This window comes from Nocardia brasiliensis NBRC 14402 (genome assembly GCF_000308475.2).
GTDB lineage: Bacteria > Actinomycetota > Actinomycetes > Mycobacteriales > Mycobacteriaceae > Nocardia > Nocardia brasiliensis.
This window is the reverse complement of record NZ_BAFT02000023.1, coordinates 25,080-48,168: the sequence shown is the minus strand read 5'-3', so window position 1 is coordinate 48,168 and position 23,089 is coordinate 25,080. Positions and strand designations below refer to the sequence as shown.

The 23,089-nt window shown below is 67.3% G+C and carries 22 protein-coding genes; 4 read left to right on the top strand and 18 right to left on the bottom strand.

Annotation, left to right across the window (positions count from 1 at the left end; genetic code table 11):
* Positions 1 to 16: 16 nt before the first annotated feature.
* Positions 17 to 505 carry an FBP domain-containing protein gene (locus TY25_RS05205; RefSeq protein WP_014987655.1) on the top strand — a complete coding sequence of 163 codons (489 nt, stop codon included), beginning with the start codon at positions 17 to 19 and terminating at the stop codon, positions 503 to 505.
* 196 nt (positions 506 to 701) lie between these two features.
* Here TY25_RS05205 and TY25_RS05200 read toward each other — a convergent pair whose 3' ends face one another.
* From TY25_RS05200 to TY25_RS05160, 9 genes are all read right to left on the bottom strand, one after another.
* Entirely contained in the window at positions 702 to 2,183 is a 1,482-nt protein-coding gene (locus TY25_RS05200) for a PepSY-associated TM helix domain-containing protein (RefSeq protein WP_042254497.1), read from the bottom strand.
* A 240-nt stretch (positions 2,184 to 2,423) separates the two neighbouring features.
* Entirely contained in the window at positions 2,424 to 2,987 is a 564-nt protein-coding gene (locus TY25_RS05195; protein WP_226887200.1) for a hypothetical protein, read from the bottom strand.
* A gap of 84 nt (positions 2,988 to 3,071) precedes the next feature.
* Complete coding sequence (locus TY25_RS05190; protein WP_042254495.1) at positions 3,072 to 4,730, bottom strand: acyl-CoA synthetase; 1,659 nt, start codon at positions 4,728 to 4,730, stop codon at positions 3,072 to 3,074.
* 157 nt (positions 4,731 to 4,887) lie between these two features.
* Complete coding sequence (locus TY25_RS05185) at positions 4,888 to 6,513, bottom strand: acyl-CoA synthetase (protein ID WP_052382810.1); 1,626 nt, start codon at positions 6,511 to 6,513, stop codon at positions 4,888 to 4,890.
* Between the two features lie 479 nt (positions 6,514 to 6,992).
* Complete coding sequence (locus TY25_RS05180) at positions 6,993 to 7,493, bottom strand: ArsR/SmtB family transcription factor (RefSeq protein ID WP_042254493.1); 501 nt, start codon at positions 7,491 to 7,493, stop codon at positions 6,993 to 6,995.
* Positions 7,494 to 7,592: 99 nt separating this feature from the next.
* A complete protein-coding gene (locus TY25_RS05175) occupies positions 7,593 to 8,225 on the bottom strand; it encodes a hypothetical protein (RefSeq protein WP_042254492.1) in 633 nt (210 codons plus the stop codon).
* A gap of 296 nt (positions 8,226 to 8,521) precedes the next feature.
* On the bottom strand, positions 8,522 to 9,109 hold the full coding sequence (locus tag TY25_RS05170; protein ID WP_042254489.1) for a hypothetical protein: 588 nt from the start codon (positions 9,107 to 9,109) through the stop codon (positions 8,522 to 8,524).
* Between the two features lie 647 nt (positions 9,110 to 9,756).
* Positions 9,757 to 10,986, bottom strand: a complete 1,230-nt coding sequence (locus TY25_RS05165; RefSeq protein WP_042254488.1) for an acyl-CoA dehydrogenase family protein — start codon at positions 10,984 to 10,986, stop codon at positions 9,757 to 9,759.
* A 33-nt stretch (positions 10,987 to 11,019) separates the two neighbouring features.
* Complete coding sequence (locus TY25_RS05160; protein ID WP_081868673.1) at positions 11,020 to 12,414, bottom strand: acyl-CoA dehydrogenase family protein; 1,395 nt, start codon at positions 12,412 to 12,414, stop codon at positions 11,020 to 11,022.
* Positions 12,415 to 12,610: 196 nt separating this feature from the next.
* On the opposite strand from TY25_RS05160, the gene TY25_RS05155 reads away from it, so the two are divergent.
* Positions 12,611 to 14,083, top strand: coding sequence for a glycosyltransferase family 39 protein (locus tag TY25_RS05155; protein WP_226887201.1), 1,473 nt, complete (start codon positions 12,611 to 12,613; stop codon positions 14,081 to 14,083).
* Between the two features lie 30 nt (positions 14,084 to 14,113).
* Here the strand turns inward: TY25_RS05155 and TY25_RS05150 are convergent, their stop codons facing one another.
* The gene (locus TY25_RS05150; protein ID WP_042254482.1) at positions 14,114 to 14,875 is read right to left on the bottom strand and encodes an alpha/beta fold hydrolase; all 762 of its coding nucleotides are present in this window, start codon (positions 14,873 to 14,875) and stop codon (positions 14,114 to 14,116) included.
* Positions 14,876 to 14,934: 59 nt separating this feature from the next.
* Between TY25_RS05150 and TY25_RS05145 the strand changes: the two genes are divergently transcribed.
* Positions 14,935 to 15,312 (top strand): MerR family transcriptional regulator, encoded by a 378-nt coding sequence (locus TY25_RS05145; protein ID WP_042254480.1) that lies wholly within the window; start codon positions 14,935 to 14,937, stop codon positions 15,310 to 15,312.
* Positions 15,313 to 15,367: 55 nt separating this feature from the next.
* Here the strand turns inward: TY25_RS05145 and ftsX are convergent, their stop codons facing one another.
* From ftsX to TY25_RS05125, 4 genes are all read right to left on the bottom strand, one after another.
* Positions 15,368 to 16,273, bottom strand: a complete 906-nt coding sequence (gene ftsX, locus TY25_RS05140; protein ID WP_014987640.1) for a permease-like cell division protein FtsX — start codon at positions 16,271 to 16,273, stop codon at positions 15,368 to 15,370.
* On the bottom strand, positions 16,273 to 16,962 hold the full coding sequence (ftsE, locus tag TY25_RS05135) for a cell division ATP-binding protein FtsE (protein ID WP_042254478.1): 690 nt from the start codon (positions 16,960 to 16,962) through the stop codon (positions 16,273 to 16,275). Before ftsE ends, ftsX begins: the two co-directional genes overlap by 1 nt.
* A gap of 246 nt (positions 16,963 to 17,208) precedes the next feature.
* The gene (locus TY25_RS05130; protein ID WP_042254477.1) at positions 17,209 to 17,460 is read right to left on the bottom strand and encodes a DUF6374 family protein; all 252 of its coding nucleotides are present in this window, start codon (positions 17,458 to 17,460) and stop codon (positions 17,209 to 17,211) included.
* A 64-nt stretch (positions 17,461 to 17,524) separates the two neighbouring features.
* Positions 17,525 to 18,964 carry a carotenoid oxygenase family protein gene (locus TY25_RS05125; protein ID WP_042254475.1) on the bottom strand — a complete coding sequence of 480 codons (1,440 nt, stop codon included), beginning with the start codon at positions 18,962 to 18,964 and terminating at the stop codon, positions 17,525 to 17,527.
* A 90-nt stretch (positions 18,965 to 19,054) separates the two neighbouring features.
* On the opposite strand from TY25_RS05125, the gene TY25_RS05120 reads away from it, so the two are divergent.
* Positions 19,055 to 19,684: a TetR/AcrR family transcriptional regulator gene (locus tag TY25_RS05120; protein WP_042254473.1), complete on the top strand. Its 630-nt coding sequence runs from the start codon at positions 19,055 to 19,057 to the stop codon at positions 19,682 to 19,684.
* 40 nt (positions 19,685 to 19,724) lie between these two features.
* On the opposite strand, the gene TY25_RS42420 is transcribed toward TY25_RS05120, so the two are convergent.
* From TY25_RS42420 to TY25_RS05105, 4 genes are all read right to left on the bottom strand, one after another.
* Positions 19,725 to 19,913 (bottom strand): WLR motif membrane protein, encoded by a 189-nt coding sequence (locus tag TY25_RS42420; RefSeq protein WP_146154154.1) that lies wholly within the window; start codon positions 19,911 to 19,913, stop codon positions 19,725 to 19,727.
* A gap of 25 nt (positions 19,914 to 19,938) precedes the next feature.
* Complete coding sequence (locus TY25_RS05115) at positions 19,939 to 20,784, bottom strand: mechanosensitive ion channel family protein (RefSeq protein ID WP_029897564.1); 846 nt, start codon at positions 20,782 to 20,784, stop codon at positions 19,939 to 19,941.
* Between the two features lie 126 nt (positions 20,785 to 20,910).
* Positions 20,911 to 22,026 (bottom strand): peptide chain release factor 2, encoded by a 1,116-nt coding sequence (gene prfB, locus TY25_RS05110; protein WP_042254573.1) that lies wholly within the window; start codon positions 22,024 to 22,026, stop codon positions 20,911 to 20,913.
* Between the two features lie 91 nt (positions 22,027 to 22,117).
* On the bottom strand, positions 22,118 to 22,966 hold the full coding sequence (locus TY25_RS05105; RefSeq protein ID WP_042254472.1) for a helix-turn-helix domain-containing protein: 849 nt from the start codon (positions 22,964 to 22,966) through the stop codon (positions 22,118 to 22,120).
* Positions 22,967 to 23,089 lie beyond the last annotated feature (123 nt).

The window sequence follows — 23,089 nt, the reverse complement described above, 5'->3', positions numbered from 1 at the left end:
AACGGAGTGCCATGCCATGAAACCAGTGACCGAACGCGAGATCCGATCGTCGTTCATCAACTGTTCCAAGTCCGAAGCCAAGCGGCTGCCGGTACCGCGCGAACTCGACGAGCGTCCCTGGGACGACCTCGATTTCCTCGGCTGGTCGGATCCGTCGCTGCCGGGCCGGTGCTATCTGGTCGTCCCGCAGGACGACGAGCTGATCGGCGTCGCGCTGCGCTACGAAACCGGTGGGTCCGGCCGGGCACAGATGTGCTCGATCTGCCTGACCACGCACACCGGTAGCGGGGTTTCCCTGCTGACCGCGGCCAAGGCCGGCCCGTCCGGGCGCAACGGCAACACGATCGGCACCTACATGTGCACCGATCTGAACTGTTCGCTGTACGCGCGCGGCAAGAAGACCCCCGCGCTGGGCAACCGGTACCGGGAGAACCTGAATCCCGAGCAGAAGGTCGAGCGGCTGCTGACCAACCTGCAGGCGTTCATCGCCAGGCTCAAAGCCTGATCCACCTGACCCGATAATCCGACAAGAAATGGAGGTAGATGCCATGCGCCGACACTCGACGCTCGGCTCGTCGCACCCCGAGTCCCGCGACAACACCAGCCCACTCGGGGTGCACCGGGTTTCCTCTCCGGTCGAGACGGCCCGACCGCATGCGGCCGGACCGTGTCATCCGGGGAGGAAACCCGAGGCGAGCCGGTTACGCCGCGCGTAGCCGAGCCCGCAGACCGACGAGCACGTCGACGACCAGGAACGCGAGCAGGCTGAGTCCGACCAGCGGGGCGAACCAGCCGACCAGTACCGCGACCAGGACCAGCGGCACGGCCGGCCAGGGCGAGGACCGGCGCAGTGCGCCACGCCTCGGGGCCCGGCCCAGCGGGATCCGCCCCGCGCCGCCGCGGGTCGGCCGCCTGCGCCACCACATGAGATAACCGCGTACCAGCACGGTGATCAGTCCGATCATCGCCGCGAGCAGCAGCAACTGGTTGAGCAGACCGAACAGCAGACCCATGTGGAACTGAATGCCCCAATTGGTGAGCTTGGCCATCAGCGGCCAATCGGCGTACGCGAGCCGATCGGTTACCGCGCCGGTGGCGCCGTCCACGGCGACCGCGTCCACGGTGTACGTGCCCGGCATCCGCCGTTCCTTCACCGCGAACGCCTGGGTGGGTTCGGCCGGGATGCTGATCTCGACGGCCTGGGTGAGGCCGTTGGCGCGCGCCGTCCGGTAGACCTGATCGAGCTGGACGATCCGATCGGACACGTCGGTGGGCGCGGGCGCGGCGGTGTGCCCGGCGTGGTGATCGCCACCCGGATCATGCGCGGGCGCAACGGCTCCCGGCAGTGTGGTGGTGACCGCGGGTGTGGTCCAGCTGAGCTGCTGGCGAATCTCGGTGATGTTCTCGCCCGCGTAGGTCGACCAGGTCATCCCCGTAGCCGAGAGCAGGAGAATGATCGGCAGCACCCACATGCCGACCGAGCCGTGCCAGTTCACGGTGCGGCCGCGGCCCTGCTGCGACCGGTCCGGCGCGAACAGCCAGCGCGCCGAATTCCGTTGCCTGCGTGCGCGTACCCGGCGCAGCCAGACGACCAGACCGGCCAGTGCGATCACCCACAGCCACGACGCGGCCAGCTCGCTGTAGAGCCGGCCGGGTTCGCCGAGGTGCAGATCGCGGTGCAGGCGGTCGATCCAGGTGCGCAGCGGGAGTGCCCCCGAACTGCCGTAGACGACCGAATCACCCACCGGCTGAGCGGTATACGGATCGACGAACACCGCGCGCCGCTCGGACTCGCCCAGGGTGGGATCGGCGAACAGCACCCTGGTGGTGTCCTCGGCGCCCGCCGCGGGGGAGACCGCGTTCAGCGTGAGATTCGGCTGGGTCGCGACGGCGGCCCCGACCTGCTCGGACAGCGGCTTGGGTGCGCCGCCGGTGGATTCCACGGTCAGCAGGTCCCGTGACACGATCGATTCCAGGGTCGGCGAGATCGCGTAGAGCGCGCCGGTGACCGCGGCGATGAGGATGAACGGTGCGACGAAGATGCCGGCGTAGAAGTGCAGTCGCATCGCGAGTGCGTTGAGCCCGTTGCGGGCCGCGGGCTTGGGTCGGCCGGACCGGGTCGGCGTGGAATCGGGTACGGCCGCCGGCGTTCCGGTGTCCGTCGTTATTTCTGTTGTGCTCACGATTTTTCGATTCTGAAGTTCGGGTGACCCGCGTTCTGGCGGTGCGGCCGGCCAAGAGGCGCCGCACGCAGCCGAGTGCAGGGTCGACAAAAAGACATAGCGCTGTCCGGGCACCGCCACGGAAAGCCGAGCTGGGTCGCGGGGATACAGCGAGCGAATGCTGCTACGCGCCGAAGGGGCGTCGGCGGTGTGCCGGGACACACGTGTACACGCGACCGGTCGGTCGGCGTGACGAGGTGATCAGTAAGCGATGGCGACGGGTGGGGCGCGGGTGCGCAGCGATTCGGCGGCGAAGACGCGCAGGATGATTCGGTCGCGGTGGGTGATGCGCAGCGGCGCGGGTTCCGGCAGGAACGGCAGCGCACGGCGCAGCGGCAGCGCACGGCGCAACACCGCGGTGCCGGCCCGGTAGGCGGTTTCCGCGCCGCGGATCACGGCGGCCGCGGCGACGGCCGCGAGTATGTGGGCGGTGAGCATGGTCGGGGTCAGCTGGGCATCGCCGTGATGCAGATGCCCCGAACCCAGACCCATCGTCACGTGGCCGAGCAACTGTCCGGCGACCAGGGCGGCGACCAGACCGGTCGCGGTGTCGCGCAGCGGCGCGAGTCCGGCGACCAGCGCTCCGATCAGGGCGGCGGTGCCGGCGAGCAGGGTGAGGGTGGTGCCGCTCGGCGGCATACCGCCGGACGCCCAGCCATGTGCCGCAACGGAAATGGTGCCCGAGATCGCTCCGGCCGAAGCGCCGCGCACCCGCGCGACGGCGCTGCGTTGTCCCGCAGCAGCCCGGTCGAACTCGTTGTTCACTCGCTGATAGTAGCCGACGGATTGCACGCTTTTCCCCGCCGGACAACCGGGGAAGCAACTGTGGACCAGCCGTCGGCTACCTGCTCAGCTCGCGTCGACGTCCATCTCGATGAGCGGTTTGCGCAGCAGTTTGCCGGTGGCGTTGCGCGGGAGTTCGTCGAGGAAGATCACCTCGCGGGGGACCTTGTATCGGGCCAGGTTCGCCTTGACGAAGTCCTTGATCTCCTGGGCGTCCCGCTTGGAGTCGGGGCCGGGCACGACGAAGGCGCGCAGGCGCTTGCCGAACTCGCGATCGTCGACGCCCACCACGGCGGCCTCGAAGATGTCCTCGCGTCCGGCGATCAGGTTCTCCACCTCGAGCGGGAAGACGTTCTCGCCGCCGGAGACGATCATGTCGTCGTCGCGGCCGTCGATGTAGAGCAGCCCGTCGGCGTCGAAATGGCCGACGTCGCCGCTGGACATCATGCCGTCGACGACCTCCTTGGTGCGGCCGTCGGTGTAGCCGGTGAACGCGAAACCGTTGTCGACGAAGATGGTGCCGGTGACATTCGGCTTCGTGATCGGCTTGCGGTTCTCGTCCAGCAGCACGATCTTGATCCCGACCGGCGCCTTGCCCGCGGTGGTCGGCGCTTTGCGCAGATCCTCCGGCGTCGCAACGGTCATCACCGCGCACTCGGTGGAACCGTACAGGTTGTAAAGGGTGTCGCCGAAGTAGTCCAGCGTTCGGGTCACCACGTCGGGGGCGATGGCCGAGCCCGCCGCGAAGATCACCTTGATGGTGCGGGGGTTGTACTTGGCCAGCACCTCCTCGTCCAGATCGAGGATGCGCTGCAACATGGTCGGCACGACCACCAGCGAGTCGGCGCGGTACTTGACGATGTTCTGCAGCGTCAGCTCCGGATCGAACCGGCGCTGCTGGAAGACCACCCGGTTGCCGAGCGCGATACCGAGGGTGAACTGGGACAGCCCGGTGCCGTGGAAGATCGGCGCGGCCATGATCATGGTGCCGTTGTGCGGCAACGGCACCCGGTCGACGAACTGGGCCGAGGCGAACGGGCTCACCCGGTCCCGCGGCGCGCCCTTCGGCGTGCCGGTGGTGCCGCTGGTCAGGATGACCATGCCGCCCGGCTTCGCGGGCGCGGGCAGCGGTGCGGTGGATTCGCCCGCGATGAGCGAGGCGATGGTCGGGATCGCCGGATCGGCGTTGTCCTTGGCGTCGACCCAGGTGAGGATCCGCGGGATAGCGGCCGGAATCGCGCTCATCAGGTCCAGGAACTCGCTGTCGTGCAGCACCGCCTTCACCTTTTCGCGCTCGGCGACATCGGCGAACTGCGGCTTGGCGAACCCGGTGTTCATCAGCACCGTGCGCACGCCGAGCTTGCCCGCGGCGAGCAGGCTCAACACCATCCCGCGGTGATCGCGCGCCAGCACCGCCACCACGTCGCCCGGCCGCACGCCCTGTGTCGCCAGGCCGCGGGCCAGCGCGTTCGACTGCTCGTTCAGCTCGCCGAAGGTCAGCTCACCGGCCTCGTCGACGATCGCCCCCGCGTTGGGCCGAGTCTGTGCGGCATGCATGGCGACACCGGCGAACGGTCCGAGCTTGGTCACGTTGATCGCCGAGCGCACGGCCTGATCGAGCCGGAGCGGATTGAACAGATGCCGCTTGACCATGACATTAACGCCGAGAGCGAGAGTTCCGGCCTTGCGGGCAGTGCCGCTCAACGCGGGGAAGGAGACAACCATCGACAACAACCTTCCGGCGGTCCCACCCGGGGAGCCGGTGGGTGGTGCGGACCGCGACTACGGGATCCAGTGCTGCCGCTAACAATAGCAACCATCTGTAACCGGATGTGTCACGTATCTCAACAGCTCCTACCGGTGGGTAACCAGCCGATGACCGTCAGGCGGTGGTGTCGTACTCCACCAGCACCCGCCGCAGCAGTTTGCCGGTCGGATTGCGCGGCAGGTCGTCGAGGAACACCACCTCGCGCGGCACCTTGTAGCGGGCCAGGTTGTTCTTGACGTAGGCCTTGATCTCCTCGCCGTCCGGATTCTGGCCCGGCTCGGGAACCACGAAGGCGCGCAACCGCTTTCCGAACTCGGCGTCGTCCACACCGACCACCGCGGCGTCGAAGATGTCCGGACGCTCCAGCAGCAGGTTCTCCACCTCCTGCGGGAAGACGTTCTCGCCGCCGGAGACGATCATGTCGTCGTCGCGGCCGTCCACCATCAACAGGCCGTGCTCGTCGAAGTGGCCGACGTCACCGCTGGACATGAAGCCGTCGATGATCTGCTTGTTGCGGCCGTCGGTGTAGCCCTCGAACGGCGTCCCGCTGCGGATGAAGATGCGCGCGGTCGTGCCGATCGCGGTGACCTGCTTGTCGTTGTCGTCGAACAGGCGCACCTCGCAGGTGACCGGCGCGCGGCCGACCGTGCCGGGCGCGATGGCCAGATCGTCTGGGTTCGCGATGGCCGCCACCGAGCATTCGGTCGAGCCGTACAGGTTGTACAGCACCGGCCCGAACACCTGGGTGGCCTTCATGGTGAGCTCCGGCGACAGCGCCGAGCCCGCGAGCAGGATGACCTTCAGCGACGAGGTGTCGTATTTGGCGCGGATCTCCGGATCCAGCTCCGTCATCCGGTGCAGCATGGTCGGCACCGCGACGAGCATCTCCGCCTTGTGATCGGCGATCAACTTCAGCGTGGCCTCGGCGTCGAAGCGGCGGCGCACCACGATCTTGTTGCCCATGGCCATGCCGACGAGCCAGGTGCCGAACCCGGTGCTGTGGAAGATCGGCGACACGATCACCTGCGCGCCCCGGTACGGGAACGGGATGCGGTCGAGGAACTGCGCGGTGGCCAGCGGCGACACCTTCGCGCGGGTGGCGCCCTTCGGCAGGCCGGTGGTGCCGCTGGTGAGGATGATGAACCCGCCCGGCTTGCTCGGCGGGGCCAGTTCCGCGCTGGAGTTGGCCGCGACCAGATCGTCGAGAGTCTGTGCGCCCGCGGGCAATTCGGTGCCCTCGTCGACCCAGGTGAGGTAGCGCGGCAGGTCGGCGGGCAGTGCGTCGAGCAGGCCGAGGAACTCGCTGTCGTGCAGCATCGCCTTGACCTGCTCGCGCTGGCACACCTCGGCGAACTGCGGCTTGGCGAACCCGGTGTTCATCAGCGCCACCCGCACGCCGGCCTTGCTCGCGGCCACCATGGACAGGATCAGGCCGCGATGGTCGCGGGCCAGCACCCCGACGACGGTACCTTCGGTGAGCCCGGCCGCGTGCAGTCCGCGCGCGATCGCGGTCGACTGCTTGTCGATCTGGCCGTAGGTCAGTTCACCCTTTTCGTCGGCCAGCGCGAGCGAGTCCGGCGCGATGCGCGCGGCGTGGCGGATCAGCGTGGCCTGCGGCCCGTAGATCTGCGATTCCTTCATCGTCCGCAGCGTTTCCAGCGGTTTGCGCGGATCGGAGACCCCGCGCTTCCGCAGCACTCCCAGCGCCTTCACGACCTCGAGCGCGTGCGCCACCTTCATGTCGAAACACCTCCACAGAACCTCGCGTCGGCACTCGACCTAGCGAACTGGTACGGCCACTTTTGGCATACCGTAGCAGTGCTCAGTGGGCGCGGTCACAGACTGAACCGGATTAATCGGGCATGGTCGCCCTATTGAGGTCCGGCCGATGGATTTCGGGGATTTCGTGGGAGGAATTTCGGTAACCGGCGTGTCGCCGGACCGCCGGACCGGCGGCTATTTGACATGGTCATCCGCTGCGCGTTCGATGCACGCAAGGGGTAGTCGAACACCAGAATGGAGGCTGATTCAACGATGATCATCAGGCTTGTTCGCTCGACTTCGGTACCGGCGCCGGACTGCACCTGCGGTCCGAGCTGCCAATGTGGCTGCCAATCCGGCGGCGCCTGCTCGTGCGGTGACCAGTGCGGCTGATCCGCACCCTCGTCGTGGTCGTCTTCGCGCTCTGCGCGGGACAGCTCGGCGACCTGAGTTAGGGTTCAGCGCCGCGCGCTGGCCAGTGCGATCAGCAACGGCACCACCCGGCCCGCGGGCACCTCGAAACGCCCGCGGCCGGCGGTGTGCAGCCAGCCGACGGCGGCCAGCTGCCGCAGATGGTGATAGACCTGGCCCGAGGTGCCGACCCCTTCGAGACCGACCAGTTCGGCGGCGGTCCTGCGGCCGCCCATGATCTCCCGCAGCAGCCGTAGCCGCACCGGGTTGCCCAGCGCGGCAAGGCATTCCGCGGTCTCGGCCCAGTCGTCCTCGATCAGGTCGCCGGTGGTGAACGTGGCCTGCCAGCTGTACTGCTCGTCGGTCGGCAGTCGCAGCGAACCCGCGAACAGCACGCCGCCGTTCGGCTCGTCGGTCGCGGCGAACTCCTCGTGCAGGCGCGCGGCCGCCCAGCGGTCCGACGACGCCTCGATCCCGTTCCCGTTCGCGAAGGGCAGCAGCCCGTCGAGCCGCCGTTCGAGTTCCAAGACCCGCTCTTCCAGACTCACGCCACAAAAGCTACGGAACTACGTAGTTCCGAACAAGAGGTCATTCGGGTGCGCGACGGCCGCCGCGGACTACGCCGCGACGGCCGTCCTGTCGTTTGCTCAGTTGTATACCGCGCCGAACGACGGCACCGAGATCGTGCCCAGCTGGTACTGATACCCGTCCGGGTTCGCGTCGCTCACCGGAACCGACCAGCGGTGCCACAGGCTGCCGTAGACCGCGGCGACGATCATGCCCGGGCCGGTGTCCAGCGCCCGAGATCGAATAGTGGTGTCCACCAGGACGTCGTTGTGCTCGTTCAGCACCTCGGTGCCGCTGCGGCCGTTGGACAGATTGATCCACAGCACTTCGAGTTTCGCGCCACCCTGGTTCGGCGCGATGGTGCCGGGTCCGCCGAAGAACCCGAACCGGAACCCGTCGAGACCGAGTGCGATACCGGACCCGTACACGCCGGGACCGTCACCACGGCCGATATCCGACTGCGCCGGAATCTGGAACGGCTGCGCGGGCAGCGCCACCTCTGCGGCCTGGTTCAGCTGCCCCGAAGCGAGCAGCCGATCCACCGCCTGCTCGGCCTGCGCGTTGCCCGCGGCCGCGGCGCGCAACTGCTGCGCGGCCGTGCCCCAATCGACAGTGCTCGGTGCCGCACCGGCACTGCCGGCGAAAACGCCCGCGACAACCGCCGTGGTGGCGAAAACGGTCGCGAGGCGACGGATCACACTCGGTCGTTCCATGTGCAGTTTCTCCTTGAGGTCTCTGGTACAGCTCGAGAGAAAACATTCGCTCAATTGTCGATCAAGAAACACCGGCCGTTACGCAACCACCCCTGACCGAACCGTTCCACTATCCAACTCGTACGCCCTTTTCCCGCTGCGACATTCCGGAACATTCCAACTGGAACCCAACAATCCCGACATTCAGGGCGAATTCCGCACCACCCACGACCGTCGAATCTGAAACGAGCACATTCGCGCGGTGCCCGAAAGCCGTTGGTGGGGCTCACGGAGTCCATACGCGCACCCGCGGAGTCTCAGGCGCCGGGTTCGGTCACGGTGATTCTTGCGAGGCTCACGCCACTTGTGTTTCGTAGCAGTTCCACCTCGTAACCGACTCCGGTGCGCGAATGCAGAACCACGGTGGAGCGCAATGTCCCGAGATCGGACGTGACGCTCACAGGGGTGAGCACGCTGTCGGGCTCGAGCCGATAACGTTCGCGCACAAGCCGAATCGCCTCGCGCTTGGCGGATCCGTCAGGGATCGCCAGTGGCTCGTCGCTCTCGGGGCCACTCCACAGGCTCGGCAGTCGCTTCCCGATTCCTTTGACCCCGTCCCATGCGGCGCCGCCGGCTATCCCGGCGGCGATCACGGATCCCACCGTCGGGGCCATCTCCACGACGAAGGACCACACCATCGCCGAACTGCCCCAGGCATATTGGTACCGCCGCTCGTCCAAGACGAACTGGTCCTGCTTGGGGAACTGGCTTTCGATGAACGCCCGCACCTCGGCCTGGTCGACGCTGCGGCCGCCGAAGGTGAGCGTCCAGTCGTCACTGGGCGGGTCGCCGAGCTGGTCGTGAATCCGAAGGTTGATCCGTACCTGATCGGGGTGTTCCTGCACACCACCAGTATGCCTATTCGCCGGTGCCGCAAGGTTGTCCGCGCGGGTAATGGACTGCGCAGCGGGTTCGGTGCAGAAGCCGAGTATGTGGTGCGTTCTGGAACTGAAAAGTGTGGCGTAACTGGAACCTCGAGTGGAAAGTCGCTTTTCGGTGTCGAAAGCGCCGGTGTTCCAACGTTTCTGGTCGGCAGGTTCGCGTAGGGTGAGGCCACCTCATTCCGAGGGGCGATGGACATGGTCCGACATCGCGCCCAGGAAGGAGGTGGTGGGGAATGGCGAAACATCGCCGCAAAAAGAGCAAGGCCCCGGTCGATTACGGCATCTGCGTAACGGCCGCTGTCGTAGTCGCCGGGGCGCTCATCCTGGTCCGCCGAGTGTGGATTAGGTAACCCACCAGGTGGGGCCGCTGTCACCAGCAGCGGCTCTCGCTCGGCATCACTCGCGTGACAATCGCAACTGTACACCCCATCGCCCGCACACTTGTGGCGAAATTCGACGACAGCCTGCGCTCACGGGCTGCGCCGTGCAGGTGAGGGCACGCTGACAGCATTGCGCAGAAAACGACCTATAGGCGGCGTAAAGCCGAGAAACAGAAACCGGTGCGGGTCGAGGAGCTGACCCGCACCGGTTTTCCGTTGTCTGCCTTGTTACTTCAGTTCCGCACTCGTCTTGCCGAGGACGCGGCGGGCGACGATGAGCTGCTGGATCTGCTGGGTGCCTTCGAAGATATCGAGGATCTTCGAGTCACGGCCCCACTTTTCCAGCAGGGTGCGCTGCGAGTAGCCGATGGCGCCCGCGAGTTCGACGGCCTTGAGCGAGACGTCGGTACCGGTGCGGCCGGCCTTTGCCTTGGACATCGAGGCCTCGAGCGAGTTCGGCTTCTTGTTGTCGGCCATCCACGCGGCGCGCAGCGACAACAGGTAGGCGGACTCGTAATCGGCTTCCATGCGCAGGAATTCGGCGGCCGCGGCGTGCTGGTTGTTCGGCGGGGTGTCGTAGGAGATCTCGACACCGGCGTCGGTCAGGATGGCCCGCAGCTCCTCGAGCGCGGCACGGGCGACGCCGACCGCCATCGCGGCGACCATCGGCCGGGTGTTGTCGAAGGTCTGCATGACCCCGGCAAAACCCTTCTCCACGTTGACTTCCGGGCTGCCGAGGATGTTGTCCTTCGGAATCCGGCAGTCCTGCAGCAGCAGCACCGCGGTGTCGGAGGCCTTGATGCCGAGCTTGTGCTCGAGCCGGGCCACCGAGAGACCGGGAGCGTCGCGCGGCACCACGAACGACTTGATCGCCGCGCGGCCGAGGCTGCGGTCGACCGACGCCCACACCACGATGTGGGTGGAGCGCTGGCCCGCGGTCACGAAGATCTTCTCGCCGTTGAGCACCCATTCGTCGCCGTCGAGCACGGCGGTGGTGGTGACGGCGGCGGAGTCGGAACCGAACGACGGCTCGGTGATCGCCATGGAGGCCCACACCTTGCCGAACCGCTTCAGCTGCTCGTCGGTAGCGACGGCCGCGATGGCCGCGTTGCCCAGACCCTGATAGGGGATCGAGAGCATCAGGCCGACGTCGCCCCAGGAGGTTTCCAGGGCGTTCAGCAGCGCGGACATGTTGCCGCCGTTGCTGTTTCCGAGCAGTTCGGTGGCGTGCCCGTTGCTCTCGCTGTCGTCTTCACGACCGCCGGCCGCGCCACCGATCTTCTGCGTGCCGGAGTCGGCGAGGCCTTCGACCATGGCGGCCATGGTGTCCAGCTCGACCGGGTACTCGTGCTCGGCGAGGTCGTACTTGCGCGAGATCGGACGGAAGATCTCGGTCGCGACCTGATGGGCCTGGTTGGCGCTGGCCCGCAGCTTCTTGGGGAGTTCGAGGTTGATCATTGTTGAGGTCTCCTGAAGTAAGGAACGGGCCGACTAGATGAGCACGACACCTTCGGCGACGCCGATGGCCCGCAGATCGCGGTACCAGCGCTCGACCGGGTGTTCCTTGGTGAAGCCGTGTCCGCCGAGCAGCTGCACGCCGTCGAGGCCGATCTGCATGCCCTTGTCCGTGGCCAGCTTTCGGGCCAGTGACGCCTCACGGGCGAAGGAGAGTCCCTGTTCGGCGCGGGAGGCGCCACGCAGGGTGACCAGCCGCAGCCCGTCGAGCTCGATCGCGATGTTGGCGACCATGAAGGCGACCGCCTGCCGGTTCGAGATCGGCTCGCCGAACGCTTCGCGCTCGTTCACGTACGGAATCACGTAGTCCAGCACGGCCTGGCCGGTGCCGACGGCGAGCGAGGCCCAGCCGAGGCGGGCCAGCCGGACCGCGTCGGCGTAGTCCTCGGCGCGCTGCTTGGCGTCGCCGTCACCGAGGATCGCGTCGGTGCCGACCGCGACGTTGTCGAGCAGCAGGCGGCCGAGCCCGGCCGCGCGCAGGCCCATGCTCGGATCGGCCTCGACCACCAGGCCGGGCGCGTCCGACGGGACGATGAAAAGCGCAGGGCGGCCGTCGAGTTCGGCGGCGATCAGGAACAGTTCGGCATCCGCGGCCGCGGGCACCAGGCTCTTCACGCCGGAGATCCGGTAACCACTGGGGGAGCGAACGGCCTTGGTCTGCAACGCGAACGGATCGAACAGTGCGCGCGGCTCGCTGATCACGACCGAGGCCTGCGGCACGTTCTCGCCGGTGAAGGCGGGCAGGTAGGTCTTCTGCTGGGCGTCGGTACCCCACTGGGAGAGGGCGACCGCGACACCGCTCGGCGCGAGGATGGGCAGCGCCAGGCCCATGTCGCCGTGCGCAAGCGCCTCGGCCACAAGGGAATTGGTGACCGCACCGCGCTCGGAGGCGGCGCCTTCGAGCTCCTCGGGCACGTTGATCAGGGTGATGCCCAGTTCGGCGGCGCGTTCGAGCAGATCGCGCGGCGCCTTGGCGGCCGCGTCGGCCTCGTAGGCGGCCGGGCGCAGGATCTCGGCGGCGAATTCCTTCACCGTCTCGGTGATCATCTGCTGCTCGTCGGTCGGCGTGAGGTCGAAGAAGTCCTTGTTCTTCGCCTCGTTGGGCGCGAGCCGCTTCGGCTGGCCGTTACCGGTGACCTTGGCGAAGGCGCGGGTCGCGGCGCCGAGGGTGCGGAAGCCGGTCTTGGTGCCCTCGTAGGTGACTCGCTCGATCGGCTTGCGCAGGTTGTACTTCTCGGCGAGTTCCGACCCGGTGAGGGTCGTCATCACCCGCATGGCCGCGCCCATCCAGTCCCGTTTGGGGTGGTTCAGGCCGACCGCGGACGTGTCTGGACGTCGCTTCGTTGCGCTGTCTCGAGTGCTCATCATCACCTGTTTTCTCGGGTGGGTGGGGGTGAGGTCTTGTCCCAGCTATCTTACTCCTGAGTAAGACTATCTTACTCCCCAGTAAGAACCGCGTCGAGGTGCAGCATACGCCGCTGTGACCGGCTCGGCAGCATGAGCTCCGGCCGCGGTGCGCGGCGCCGGACCGCCCGCGCGACGGCGGCGTTTGTGCCACGCTGAACGGGTGCCCATCGTTGCGGCGTGCTTTGTCGTTGTTCTTGTCACATTGGCCTCGCGTTACGGGTATCACCGGGACGAGTTGTATTTCCTGGCGGCCGGTCGGCATCTTTCGTGGGGGTACCCGGATCAGCCCCCGTTGACTCCGCTGGTGGCCGAGCTGATGGCGGCAATCGATCCTGATTCGTTACTCCTGCTGCGGCTGCCCGGCGTGCTCGCGGCAACCCTCGTGGTGGTCTGCGCCGGACTGCTCGCTCGGGAGTTCGGCGGCGGCCGGGGTGCGCAGGCGCTGGCCGCCGCGACGGTCGCGAGCTCGGCCCTGCTGATGGGCGCCGGGCATATGCTCAGCACCGCGGTGTTCGATCTGGCCGTGTGGTCGGTGCTGTCGCTACTCGTGCTGCAACTCGTGGGCCGAGACGGCATCGAATCGACGGCTCGGCGAAAATCGTTGTGGTGCAGCGGCCCACGTCTTTGGATCGCGATCGGCGTAGTCGTGGGCGTGGGTTTGCAGAACAAGCTGCTGCTGATCTTCCCGCTCGCCGCGCTGGTGGTCTCGCTGCTCCTGCTCGGACCGCGAAAGATCTTCGCCACCAAGTACTTTCCGATCGCGATCGGCATCGCCGTGCTGATCTGGCTGCCCTATCTGGGGTGGCAGGCGCGCAACGGCTGGCCGCAATGGGAGATGGGCCGGGCGATCGCGGGCGGTTCCTCCGGCACCTCGGATTCCCCGATCATGTTCGTGCTCTTGCAGTTCGGGCTGATGGGCCCGGTGTTGGCGCCGCTGTGGCTCTTCGGGTTGTGGCGGCTGGCCAGGGACCACCGCTATCGCGCGTTCGCCGCCACTTACGGCCTGCTCCTCGTGCTGTTCTTCGTGATCGGTGGCAAAGCCTATTACCTGGGCGCGATGTATCCGATCCTGCTCGCGGCCGGTGCCGTGCCGCTCGCGACCTGGCTGGGGGAGCGCAAGATCGGCTGGGCCGCAGTGAGTTTCGGTGTCGCGATCAACGCGGCGCTCTGTGCGGTGCTGTTCCTGCCGGTGCTGCCCGTCTCGGTGCTGAAGGACACGCCGGTCCTCGCGGTCAATTACGACGCGGGCGAAACGATCGGCTGGCCGGAATTCGTCCGTCAGGTCGGCGCGGTGCGCGCGAGCATGGGCGACGATATCGCCGTGCTCACGGCCAACTACGGCGAGGCGGGCGCCATCGAACGCTTCGGCGCCCCGTACCACCTGCCCGTGCCGCATTCCGGCCACAACTCGTACTGGTGGTGGGGGCCGCCACGCGACGGCACCGCCGAATACCTCGCCGTCGGTATCGAGCGCGACCGCCTCGCCGAGATCTTCGCCGAGATCCGACCGGCGGGCCGGATCGACAACGGACTGGGCATCGACAACGACGAGCAGGGCGAACCACTGTTCATCTGCCGCAGCCCGCGCGCGCCGTGGTCCGAACTCTGGGTTCGCGCCAAGCACCTGGGCTGACCCGTCGGACGGGTCAGCCGTGCCGGTCTCTCAAAGATTGTGCCGAACCAGGAACTCCTCGACCGTCTTGCGCCACTGCTCGGGCTGTTCGGCCATGAGGACGTGACCAGCCGCGATCTCGGTGTACTCGGCTCCCGGGATGGTGTCGGCCAGGAACCGCGAATTCGATGGGTCGACCAAGAGGTCCTCGGTCGCGTTGACGATCAGGGTCGGCACCTCGAGCCGCGGCAGGTCCAGTGTGGTGTCGACTCGTTGGACCAGGTCGGCTTGCTGCCAGGTGCCGCCCGGGATGGTGAGGGCACCGGCCCGGACGGCTTCGTCGACCGCGTCCGCAGACAGAGCGTTCAGGAAGGCCGCGCTGAAGGCCATCGAAAGCGTCAGCCGGGAGAAAGTGGTGGCTTCCCCACGCTCGAGCAGGTCCTGCCAGACCTGCACGGCCAGGCGAGCCCGGTGGTCGGCCTTGGCGAACCCGGCGGCCAGGATCAGGCCACGCACCCGATCGGGGTGTCGTACCGCGGCCCGCACGGCCACAGTGCTGCCGAGCGAGTAGCCGAGCACGGTGAACTTTTCCACGCCGCTTTCGACCGCGGCACCGACGAGCGCGTCTGCCAAGCCGTCGAGGTCGAGTCGCACGTCCTCGCCCGGGTAGTCGGAGGCGACCACGGTGTGCGTCGCGGCCAGCGCCGGGATCAGGGTGCCGAAGTTGGTGTCGATGGTGCCGCCCGCGCCGTGCGCGAGGACGAGGCCGGGGCCGGAACCGGTGACGGTGGTCTGCAAGGGAATTGCTGTCATGCCGGCCAAGTTAGGAATTCACATGAGTGTGAAGGCAAGCAGGCGGTGAGGGAGCTCATATGTTGATCGGAGAACTGGCCCGCCGCACGGGAGTGAGTACCCGCCTGCTCAGGTATTACGAGGAGCAGGGGCTGCTGGAGCCGCAGCGTGACTCGCTCGGCTACCGGTCTTATGCCGAAGACGCGCCGGAACAGGTCGGTTACCTCAGGCAGATGTTGGCGGCCGGACTGTCGACCGAGGACATCCGCGGCTTGCTGCCGTGCGCCATGGATCACGGGGACGCGCGGTGGATCCAAGCCTGCGACAAGTCCCTGGGCATCGTGGCGAACAGGCACAGTGAGCTGGACAGCAGGATCGCCGAACTCGAACGACAGCGGGAACTGCTGGTGCGCACCCGGGCCACGATCCGCGAAGCGCAACCCGCGCAGGTCTTCTGAACCGCAGCGAGCCGGCCCAGGATGTTCCCGGACCGGCTCGCGGTGGCGTTCGGCGCTACTCCCGCACGTAGTACCGCAGCGTCCCGTACGCGGTCAACGCCGCGAAGATGACACCCACCGGCGCGATCACCAGCGCGACCATCGCGATGTCGTCGCCGGTGATCCGCGGAAACACCTTGCTGGAGAACAGATCGCCGAGCGCCCGGTCGATCACCAGCGGCCGCGCGATGAGCAGACCCAGCACCGCGACCACCGATCCGGCGAGCGCCGCGACCACCGCCTCCAGCAGGAACGGCAGCTGGGTGTACCAGCGCGTCGCGCCGACCAACCGCATGATGCCGACCTCGGTGCGGCGGGTGAAGGCCGCGATCTGCACCATGTTCGCGATCAGCAGCAGCGCCGCCAGCGCCTGGAGCACCGCGAGGCCGAAGGCGGCGTTGCGCAACCCGTCGAACAGGCTGACCAGGCGGTCCACGATGTCCTTGTCGTTGCGCACCAGGCCGACGCCGGGCCGCTCGTAGAACTTCTCGTAGATCTGCGGATACAGTTCCGCGTTCTTCATCTTCACCCGCAGCGACGCGGGCAGCGGCGTCTCGCTGACGTATTTGGCCAGCTCGGGCTGGTCCTTGAAGGTCTTCTCCTTGGCTTCGCGCACGGCGTCGTCGCGGCTGAGGTACTGGACCGATTCCACGTCCTTGGTCGCCTTCAGGTCCGCCATCAGGGTCTTGCACGGATCCCGTGAGCAGTCCGGGTCGTTGGCCGAAACGTCCTCGGTGAGGTACAGCCGCACCTCGAGCCGATCCAGGAAGTACTGCTCGGTCTTGTCGGCGATCCGCACCGCGAGCAGACCACCGCCGAGCATGGTCAACGAGACCGCGACGGTCAGGATCATCGCGATCGTCATGGTGACGTTGCGGCGCAGGCCCGCGAAGACCTCGCTGAACAGGAAACTCGCGCGCATCAGCGATCAACCCCGTAGACGCCGGTCGCCTCGTCGCGCACCAGCCGGCCCCGATCGAGTTCGATCACCCGCCGGCGCATCGCGTCGACGATGTGGTTGTCGTGGGTGGCCATCAGCACCGTCGTTCCGATCCGGTTGATCCGCTCCAGCAGCATCATGATGTCGCCGCTGGTGTCCGGGTCGAGGTTGCCGGTGGGCTCGTCGGCGAGCAGCACGAGGGGCCGGTTCACGAAGGCGCGCGCGATCGCCACGCGCTGCTGCTCGCCGCCGGACAGCTCACTCGGTAGTCGATCGGCTTTGCCGCCGAGCCCGACCATCTCCAGCACCTCGGGGACGGTGCGCTCGATGAACTGGCGTCGCTTGCCGATCACCTCCAGCGCGAACGCGACATTGTCGTGCACCGACTTCTGCTGCAGCAGCCGGAAGTCCTGGAACACGCAGCCCATCCGCTGGCGCAGCTTGGGCACTTTGCGGCCGGGCAGCTTGTCCACCCGGAAGTCGGCGACCTGGATCTGTCCCGCGGTGGGGGTCTCCTCTTTCAGCAGCAGCCGCATGAAGGTCGACTTGCCCGAACCGGAAGGCCCGATGATGAAGACGAACTCGCCCTTGCCGACTTCGACGCTGATGTTGTCCAGCGCCGGTCGCGTCGAGGTCTTGTACGACTTGGTGACGTTGCGCATGGTGATCACATCAGCCCCCTGACGGGGTATCGCAGACCCGCTCGTCCAGGCGGCTTTTGCCTTGTCTGGCAGGGCATTTCGCTCCAATCGTGGCACTGCTCTACATCGGTGCCCAGCGGTCGGCCTCGGCTGGGGCTCGTGCGGTGGCGCGCTACCGGCCGAATTCCAGCTAACCAGGGGTAACCCGCGCCAGCGATCCTAGCGCTTGCCGCGGCCGGTCCACGGGAGCACGGACGCACCTGTCCGATCCGGTCGCTATCGGTTCGGCGATTCGCCCCGCGGGCCGAGCTGGCCGCGGCCGGTGCAGCCGCGTCCCGCCGCCGCGCCGAACTCGCCGGCCTCGCGGGTCAGCTCCTGGAACACCCGCAGGCCCTCGCCGATCTTTCCTGCTGCCTGTTCCAGCTGCTCAGGTGGGAGCCGCTTGCCGAACGCTGCCGCGTCGAGCAGCTGGTCACGGACCTGTTCGAGATTCCACGTCGCCCACTCCCGGCGCGAAGGTTGTGACATGGGCCGACGATACCTCGAGTCGAACTCATGTTCGATATGAGCGGCTGGGCGTCCGGCTCGAGCGTCAGGTGTTCGGTCCGGGCCGGGCGACGCGGCGGGTGAATGTGCCGTGGAAACCCCACGGGATGTGGTGGTCGAGCCAGGCGGTGGCCAGCGGTCCGCGCTCGGGCGCGCGGGCGTCCAGAATCAGCAACTGCGAACGATCCTCGGTGAGTTCGTGATTGAGGGCGAGCAGCCACCCGTCGTCCTCGGCGGCGTCGCGGGCGCGGGGTACGAACAAGGGCTCACCGACCGAACTCGCGCCCAGCTCGCAACTGCGCACCGTGCCGGTGTGATGGTCGATCTTGACGACGGAGTCGAACAGTCCGGCGGGGCCGCCCGCGCCGGCGAGGTAGGTGTATCGGTGTTCGCGGGTGCCGCGGCGCCAGTCGTATTGCGGGAACTCGCCGGAGCGGTCGGTGAGTTGGCGCTCGACGACCCGGCCGCTCTTGGTGATTCGGTACTGCATCAGGGTGGAGTCCGGAAACTGTGGTCGCCCGGCGTCGGCTCGGTTGACCATCCCGGTCATGCGGCGGAACTCGTCCCACTCGGTGTCCAAGCGCACCAGCTCGAGCACGACGTCGTCGCCGTCGTCGTAGGCGTTGGTGAGGTGCACATGAAGTAGCGCTGCGTGCTCCACGATCCGCGCCCTGCCGCCGTCCTTCGGGACGAGCAGAAAACGAGTTCCTTTGGCGCGCTTGAAGTCGAGTGCCTCGATGAACGAGTGGGCAGCCAGCGCGATCTTCGGGATGTTCGGCAGAATCGGGTCGAGCACGAACACCAGATACCTTGCGGTGAGCGCGAAGTCGTGATTCCAGGGCAGGTCGAGCAGTGGGACGGTCGCGAGCCGGTGTAACCGCCCGTTCCGGTCGATGCGGTAGGTACGGATGCGCGGGGTGGGCAGGATGTCCAGGCCGAAGTTGTACATCGCGCCGGTGGCGGGGTCCCACTTCGGGTGCGCGGAGAACGCGCCCAGGAAGCCGAGCCTGCCGTCGAAATCGGTGGGGCCCAACGTGTCCAGGGTGTCGGGGTCGATCCGGTGCGGGTTGCCGAGTTCCCACAGCGCGAGCAGCCCGCCGTCATAGTTGACGACGTTGGTGTTGGCGACGTTCGCCGGGAGCCTGCCGATGTTGGCCAGTGGGCCGCCCGGAATCTGCCCGCCCACCCCGCGATAGCGGATCCGATCCGACCGTTGCCCGTGCTCGAAATGCCTGGTGCGGACGTAACGGTTGCGGAAGCGTACCGTCGACCCGTCGAGCACGAACTGCGAAATCATGCCGTCGCCGTCGAACACGTTGTGCAGCAACGAACGTCCGACCTGATGCTTGCCCGGCCCGATCCGATACAGCGTGCCCCGCAGCTCCTCCGGCAGCCGTCCGTCGACCCGGGTGACCTGGTAATCGAGTTCCTCGAGCAGTGGCGCAGTGACCTGAAGGTAGGCGGGGTCATTGGACACGTTGGTCATCTGGATTCTCCCTTGAATCGCAAATCTGATGACGACTGTCATCTGATGACGTATGTCCGCAAATGTAGGAGTCCGCCTAGAGTGTTGTCAATGACGAACCAGGCCGTGCGCAGCTACGGCGGTGTCAGCGCCGCCGACCGCAGCGCCGAGCGTCGCGCTCGGCTGATCGCCGCCGCCCGCACGACCTGGGGCGAATCCGGGATCGCCGCGGTGACGGTGCGTGGCGTGTGCAAAGCCGCTGGGCTCACCGATCGGTACTTCTACGAGCACTTCCCCAATCGGGAAGAACTGCTGGCCGCCGTCGCCGACGAGGTGCGCGACCAACTGCTCGCGGTACTCGTGCAGGCGGGAGTGTCGAGTGCTGGACCGGCCGAGGTCCAGCTCCGCACCGCGCTCCAGGCATTTCTCGAGGCGGTCGCCGGTGATCGGCACATCCACCGCATCGTCGCCAGCGAGCCCGGCGACCTACCGGCCCTGGTGCGGCGCCGACACGACGTACTCACGATGATCGCCGACCTCGTGGTCGCGCACGCGCCCGCCGCGCTCGGCAGCACCCCCGACCCGGCCTGGCTCCGCCGCGCAGCGCTGTTCGTCACCGGCGGCGTCAACCAACTCATCGAAGGCTGGCTGGACGGCACGCTCGACCTGACCGCCGCCGCCCTCGCCGCCGAGTGCGCCGACATGTGCGTCAGCGTGCTCGGCAACGCGCGCACCTCGTGAACCCGGCCGGGTGATCCCGGCGGGCTCAGCGGGGTGGGGCTCAGCGGGGTGGGGCGACCGCCGGATTCACTGCTGCTGGAACGGTGTTCAACGGTTCCGGGCGCGACACCATCGCGTCGTCCGGTTTGACGAACAGGTACAGGACGAGCGTCGCGACCCACGCCGCCATCAGCATCGCGGTGGAACGTCGCGGTCGTACTGATTCCTTCAAGAGCGTGCTGGGGCGCACCGACTCCTTCAGAAGCGAGATGGTTCTACGTGGTCTCACTGATACCCTCCCGGCGCAATGCTGCGGCTACCCGCACCCGCAGTTCGCGTCCGACTTCGAATTGTTTGCCTGGCAGTGTGCGGGCAACCATTCGGATGTTCATCTGGTCAACGGTCAGATCCTCGACACCCATCACCGACGGTTCGTCGAGGAGCAGTGGCTTCAGCCGAGCGTCTTCGTACGCCTTTGTACCGACGTCGTGCAGGATCTCGTTGATCCTGGTGATATCGGCCGTCGCGGGCACCGGTACGTCGATGGCGGCGCGGGCCCAATCCTTCGACAGATTCGTCACTTTCACGATCTGCCCGTTGGGCACGGTGATCACTTCACCGTCCGAGTTGCGCAATGTGGTGATCCGCAACGTGACGTCTTCGACGGTACCCTCGGCCATCTCCGCGGAGCCAGTCACCGCGATGCGAACTACGTCACCGAAGCCGTACTGCCGCTCGGTGATCAGGAAGAATCCGGCCAGGATGTCCTGCACGATGCGCTGCGCGCCGAAGCCGAGCGCGGCGCCGAGCACCGCCGCCGGGGCGACCAATCCGGTGATCGCGAAACCGAGTCGGCGCAGCACCTCCATGCCGACCAGCACATAGACGATGGTCAGCACCACCCAGGTGACCACCTGCGCCAGCGCGTGCCGATGCTTGGCCGCTTCGGACCGCACCAGCGCGTCACCGCCGCGGAAGCCCTCGTCGATCTTGCGCGTGATCCGATCCCGGACAAACGTCGCGAATCGACTGAACAGCACCGCGCCGAGAATCAGCAGCACGATCTCGAGACCATTGGAACGCAGCCAGTTCGTGGTCTCCGAGGTCGTCGCGAGTGACATGGTCAACACCTCGAGGGAACTTCCGACTGGACGCACGCCAGACAGGTTACCGGCGTCCGCCCGCCGATTCCGCGCAAGCGGGCGGACTTAATGAGCAAAAAGCCGGACTTAACTGGGTAGTTCGCGTCAGCTGGCCTGTTCGCGCATCCGCCAGCGGATACCCGATTCGATGAAACCGTCGATGTCACCGTCGAGTACCGCCGACGGGTTGTTGACCTCATAGTTCGTCCGCAGATCCTTGACCATCTGGTACGGGTGCAGCACGTAGGAGCGCATCTGGTTGCCCCAGGACGCGCCCTCGTTGGTCTTGAGCGCGTCCATCTCGGCGCGCTCTTCCTGCCGCTTGCGTTCGAGCAACTTGGCCTGCAGCACCCGCATCGCCGAAATCTTGTTCTGGAGTTGGGATTTCTCGTTCTGGCAGGTGACCACGATGCCGGTCGGGATGTGCGTCAGGCGCACCGCCGAGTCGGTGGTGTTGACGCTCTGGCCGCCGGGCCCGGAGGACCGGTACACGTCGACGCGCACCTCGCCTTCCGGGATCTCGATGTGGTCGGTGGTCTCGACCACGGGCAGCACCTCGACCTCGGCGAAGGAGGTCTGGCGCCGGCCCTGGTTGTCGAACGGGCTGATCCGCACCAAACGGTGCGTGCCCATCTCCACCGAGAGCGTGCCGTAGGCGTAGGGCGTCTTCACCGCGAAGGTGGCGCTCTTGATGCCGGCCTCTTCGGCGTAGGAGGTGTCGTAGACCTCCACCGAGTACTTGTGCCGATCAGCCCAGCGGATGTACATGCGCATCAGCATCTCGGCCCAGTCGGCGGCGTCCACGCCACCGGCGCCCGAGCGGATGTTGACCAGCGCGTCGCGCTTGTCGTATTCGCCGGACAGCAGGGTGCGCACCTCCATCGCCTCCACGTCACCGTGCAGTGCGGCGCGTTCGGCGTCGGCATCGGCCAGCGCGGCGGTGCGCGATTCGCCCTCTTCGCCCTCGGCCAGCTCGTAGAGCACCGGCAGGTCGTCGAGGCGCTGGCGCAATTCCTCGACCCGGCGCAGCTCACCTTGCGCGTGCGAGAGCTCGCTGGTCACCTGCTGCGCGTGGTCCTGGTCGTTCCACAAATCGGGGTCTGCGGCTTGGTGCTCGAGCTCGTCGATACGTCGGCGCAGCTCCTCGATGTCGAGGACCGATTCGACCGTCTTGAGGGTGGCGTCGAGTTCGGCGAGATCAGCGGAAACGTCAGGATGCACGATGCTCAAGCCTACTGGTACAGCGTCACTGTCGAAGCAGCAGTGCGGCCGTGCCGGGTCGTGCCGGGGACCGGCGGTCGTCCGGCAGTGCTCAGACCGCGCGCAATGCGCCGGGACGGCGGCCGGTCAGGGTGTCCAGGGCACTCGCCGTCGCGTCGTCCGCGGGCAGGTGCACGATCAAGCGCTGATCGTCGTCGGCGGACAGTTCCAGGGTTTCGTAGGCCAGTCGCAGCGCTCCGGCCTCGGGGTGCACGAAACGATTGATCCCCGTGGCGGCAGGGAGGCTCGGCACGGTGTCGACCCGCTCGGTGAACTCCGGGCCGACGGTGACGGTGAGTTCGTCGGCGAGCACCGCGATGTGCGCGTCGTTGCGGAACGGGCCGTGCTTGAGCGTGGCGACCGTGTGATCGGCGAGGTGGTGCCAGTCCGGGTACGCGGTGCGGGCCCGCGGGTCGGTGAACACGAACCGGGCGAGATTCGCCGGCGTGCTGTCGAACAGGCCGGTCGGCGCCATCAGCCGGTGGTAACCCTCGGTGTGCGCGAGCACCTCGGTGAGCCGGTTGACCACCACCGCGGGCGCGGGTTCGAGCCGGTCGAGCACGGCGCGCACCGCGGGACGCACCTCGCGCGGCGGCTGCGCGTCACCCATACAGGTGAACCCGCTGTCGGCCGATTTCGTGAGGCGGTGCAGGTGGATTCGGCCACTCGGGGTGAGCCGCAGCGCATCGGCGAGCGCCGAGAGCACCTGCGGTGACGGGCGACGGTCGCGACCCTGTTCGAGGCGGGTGATGTACTCCACGCTCACATCGGCCAACATCGCCAGCTCAGCGCGGCGCAGCCCGGGCGTGCGGCGGCGCGGCCCGGTGGGCAGCCCGACCTCGGCGGGGGTGACCGCCTCGCGTCGGGTGCGCAGGTACAGGCCCAGCTCGTTGTCGCTCACCTGTCGAACGTAACAAGCGGTCACCGGCCGAGGGTGTCCCTGCCACTACCACTCTCACGACGGTCTCCCTGGCCGCCGCGACGGCCAGCAGATTGGTCAGCGCGGCGATCGGACGGTCGCTGG

Bases quoted from the DNA above. Each gene is read 5' to 3' on its own strand.
- TY25_RS05165 (WP_042254488.1), bottom strand. From the start codon at position 10,986: ATGATCAACCTCGAACTCCCCAAGAAGCTGCGGGCCAGCGCCAACCAG.
- TY25_RS05185 (WP_052382810.1), bottom strand. From the start codon at position 6,513: ATGAAGGTGGCGCACGCGCTCGAGGTCGTGAAGGCGCTGGGAGTGCTG.
- TY25_RS05145 (WP_042254480.1), top strand. From the start codon at position 14,935: ATGTTGATCGGAGAACTGGCCCGCCGCACGGGAGTGAGTACCCGCCTG.
- TY25_RS05175 (WP_042254492.1), bottom strand. From the start codon at position 8,225: ATGGAACGACCGAGTGTGATCCGTCGCCTCGCGACCGTTTTCGCCACC.
- TY25_RS05150 (WP_042254482.1), bottom strand. From the start codon at position 14,875: ATGACAGCAATTCCCTTGCAGACCACCGTCACCGGTTCCGGCCCCGGC.
- ftsX (WP_014987640.1), bottom strand. From the start codon at position 16,273: ATGCGCGCGAGTTTCCTGTTCAGCGAGGTCTTCGCGGGCCTGCGCCGC.
- TY25_RS05115 (WP_029897564.1), bottom strand. From the start codon at position 20,784: ATGTCACTCGCGACGACCTCGGAGACCACGAACTGGCTGCGTTCCAAT.
- TY25_RS05190 (WP_042254495.1), bottom strand. From the start codon at position 4,730: ATGGTTGTCTCCTTCCCCGCGTTGAGCGGCACTGCCCGCAAGGCCGGA.
- TY25_RS05130 (WP_042254477.1), bottom strand. From the start codon at position 17,460: ATGTCACAACCTTCGCGCCGGGAGTGGGCGACGTGGAATCTCGAACAG.
- TY25_RS05205 (WP_014987655.1), top strand. From the start codon at position 17: ATGAAACCAGTGACCGAACGCGAGATCCGATCGTCGTTCATCAACTGT.
- TY25_RS05120 (WP_042254473.1), top strand. From the start codon at position 19,055: ATGACGAACCAGGCCGTGCGCAGCTACGGCGGTGTCAGCGCCGCCGAC.
- TY25_RS05125 (WP_042254475.1), bottom strand. From the start codon at position 18,964: ATGACCAACGTGTCCAATGACCCCGCCTACCTTCAGGTCACTGCGCCA.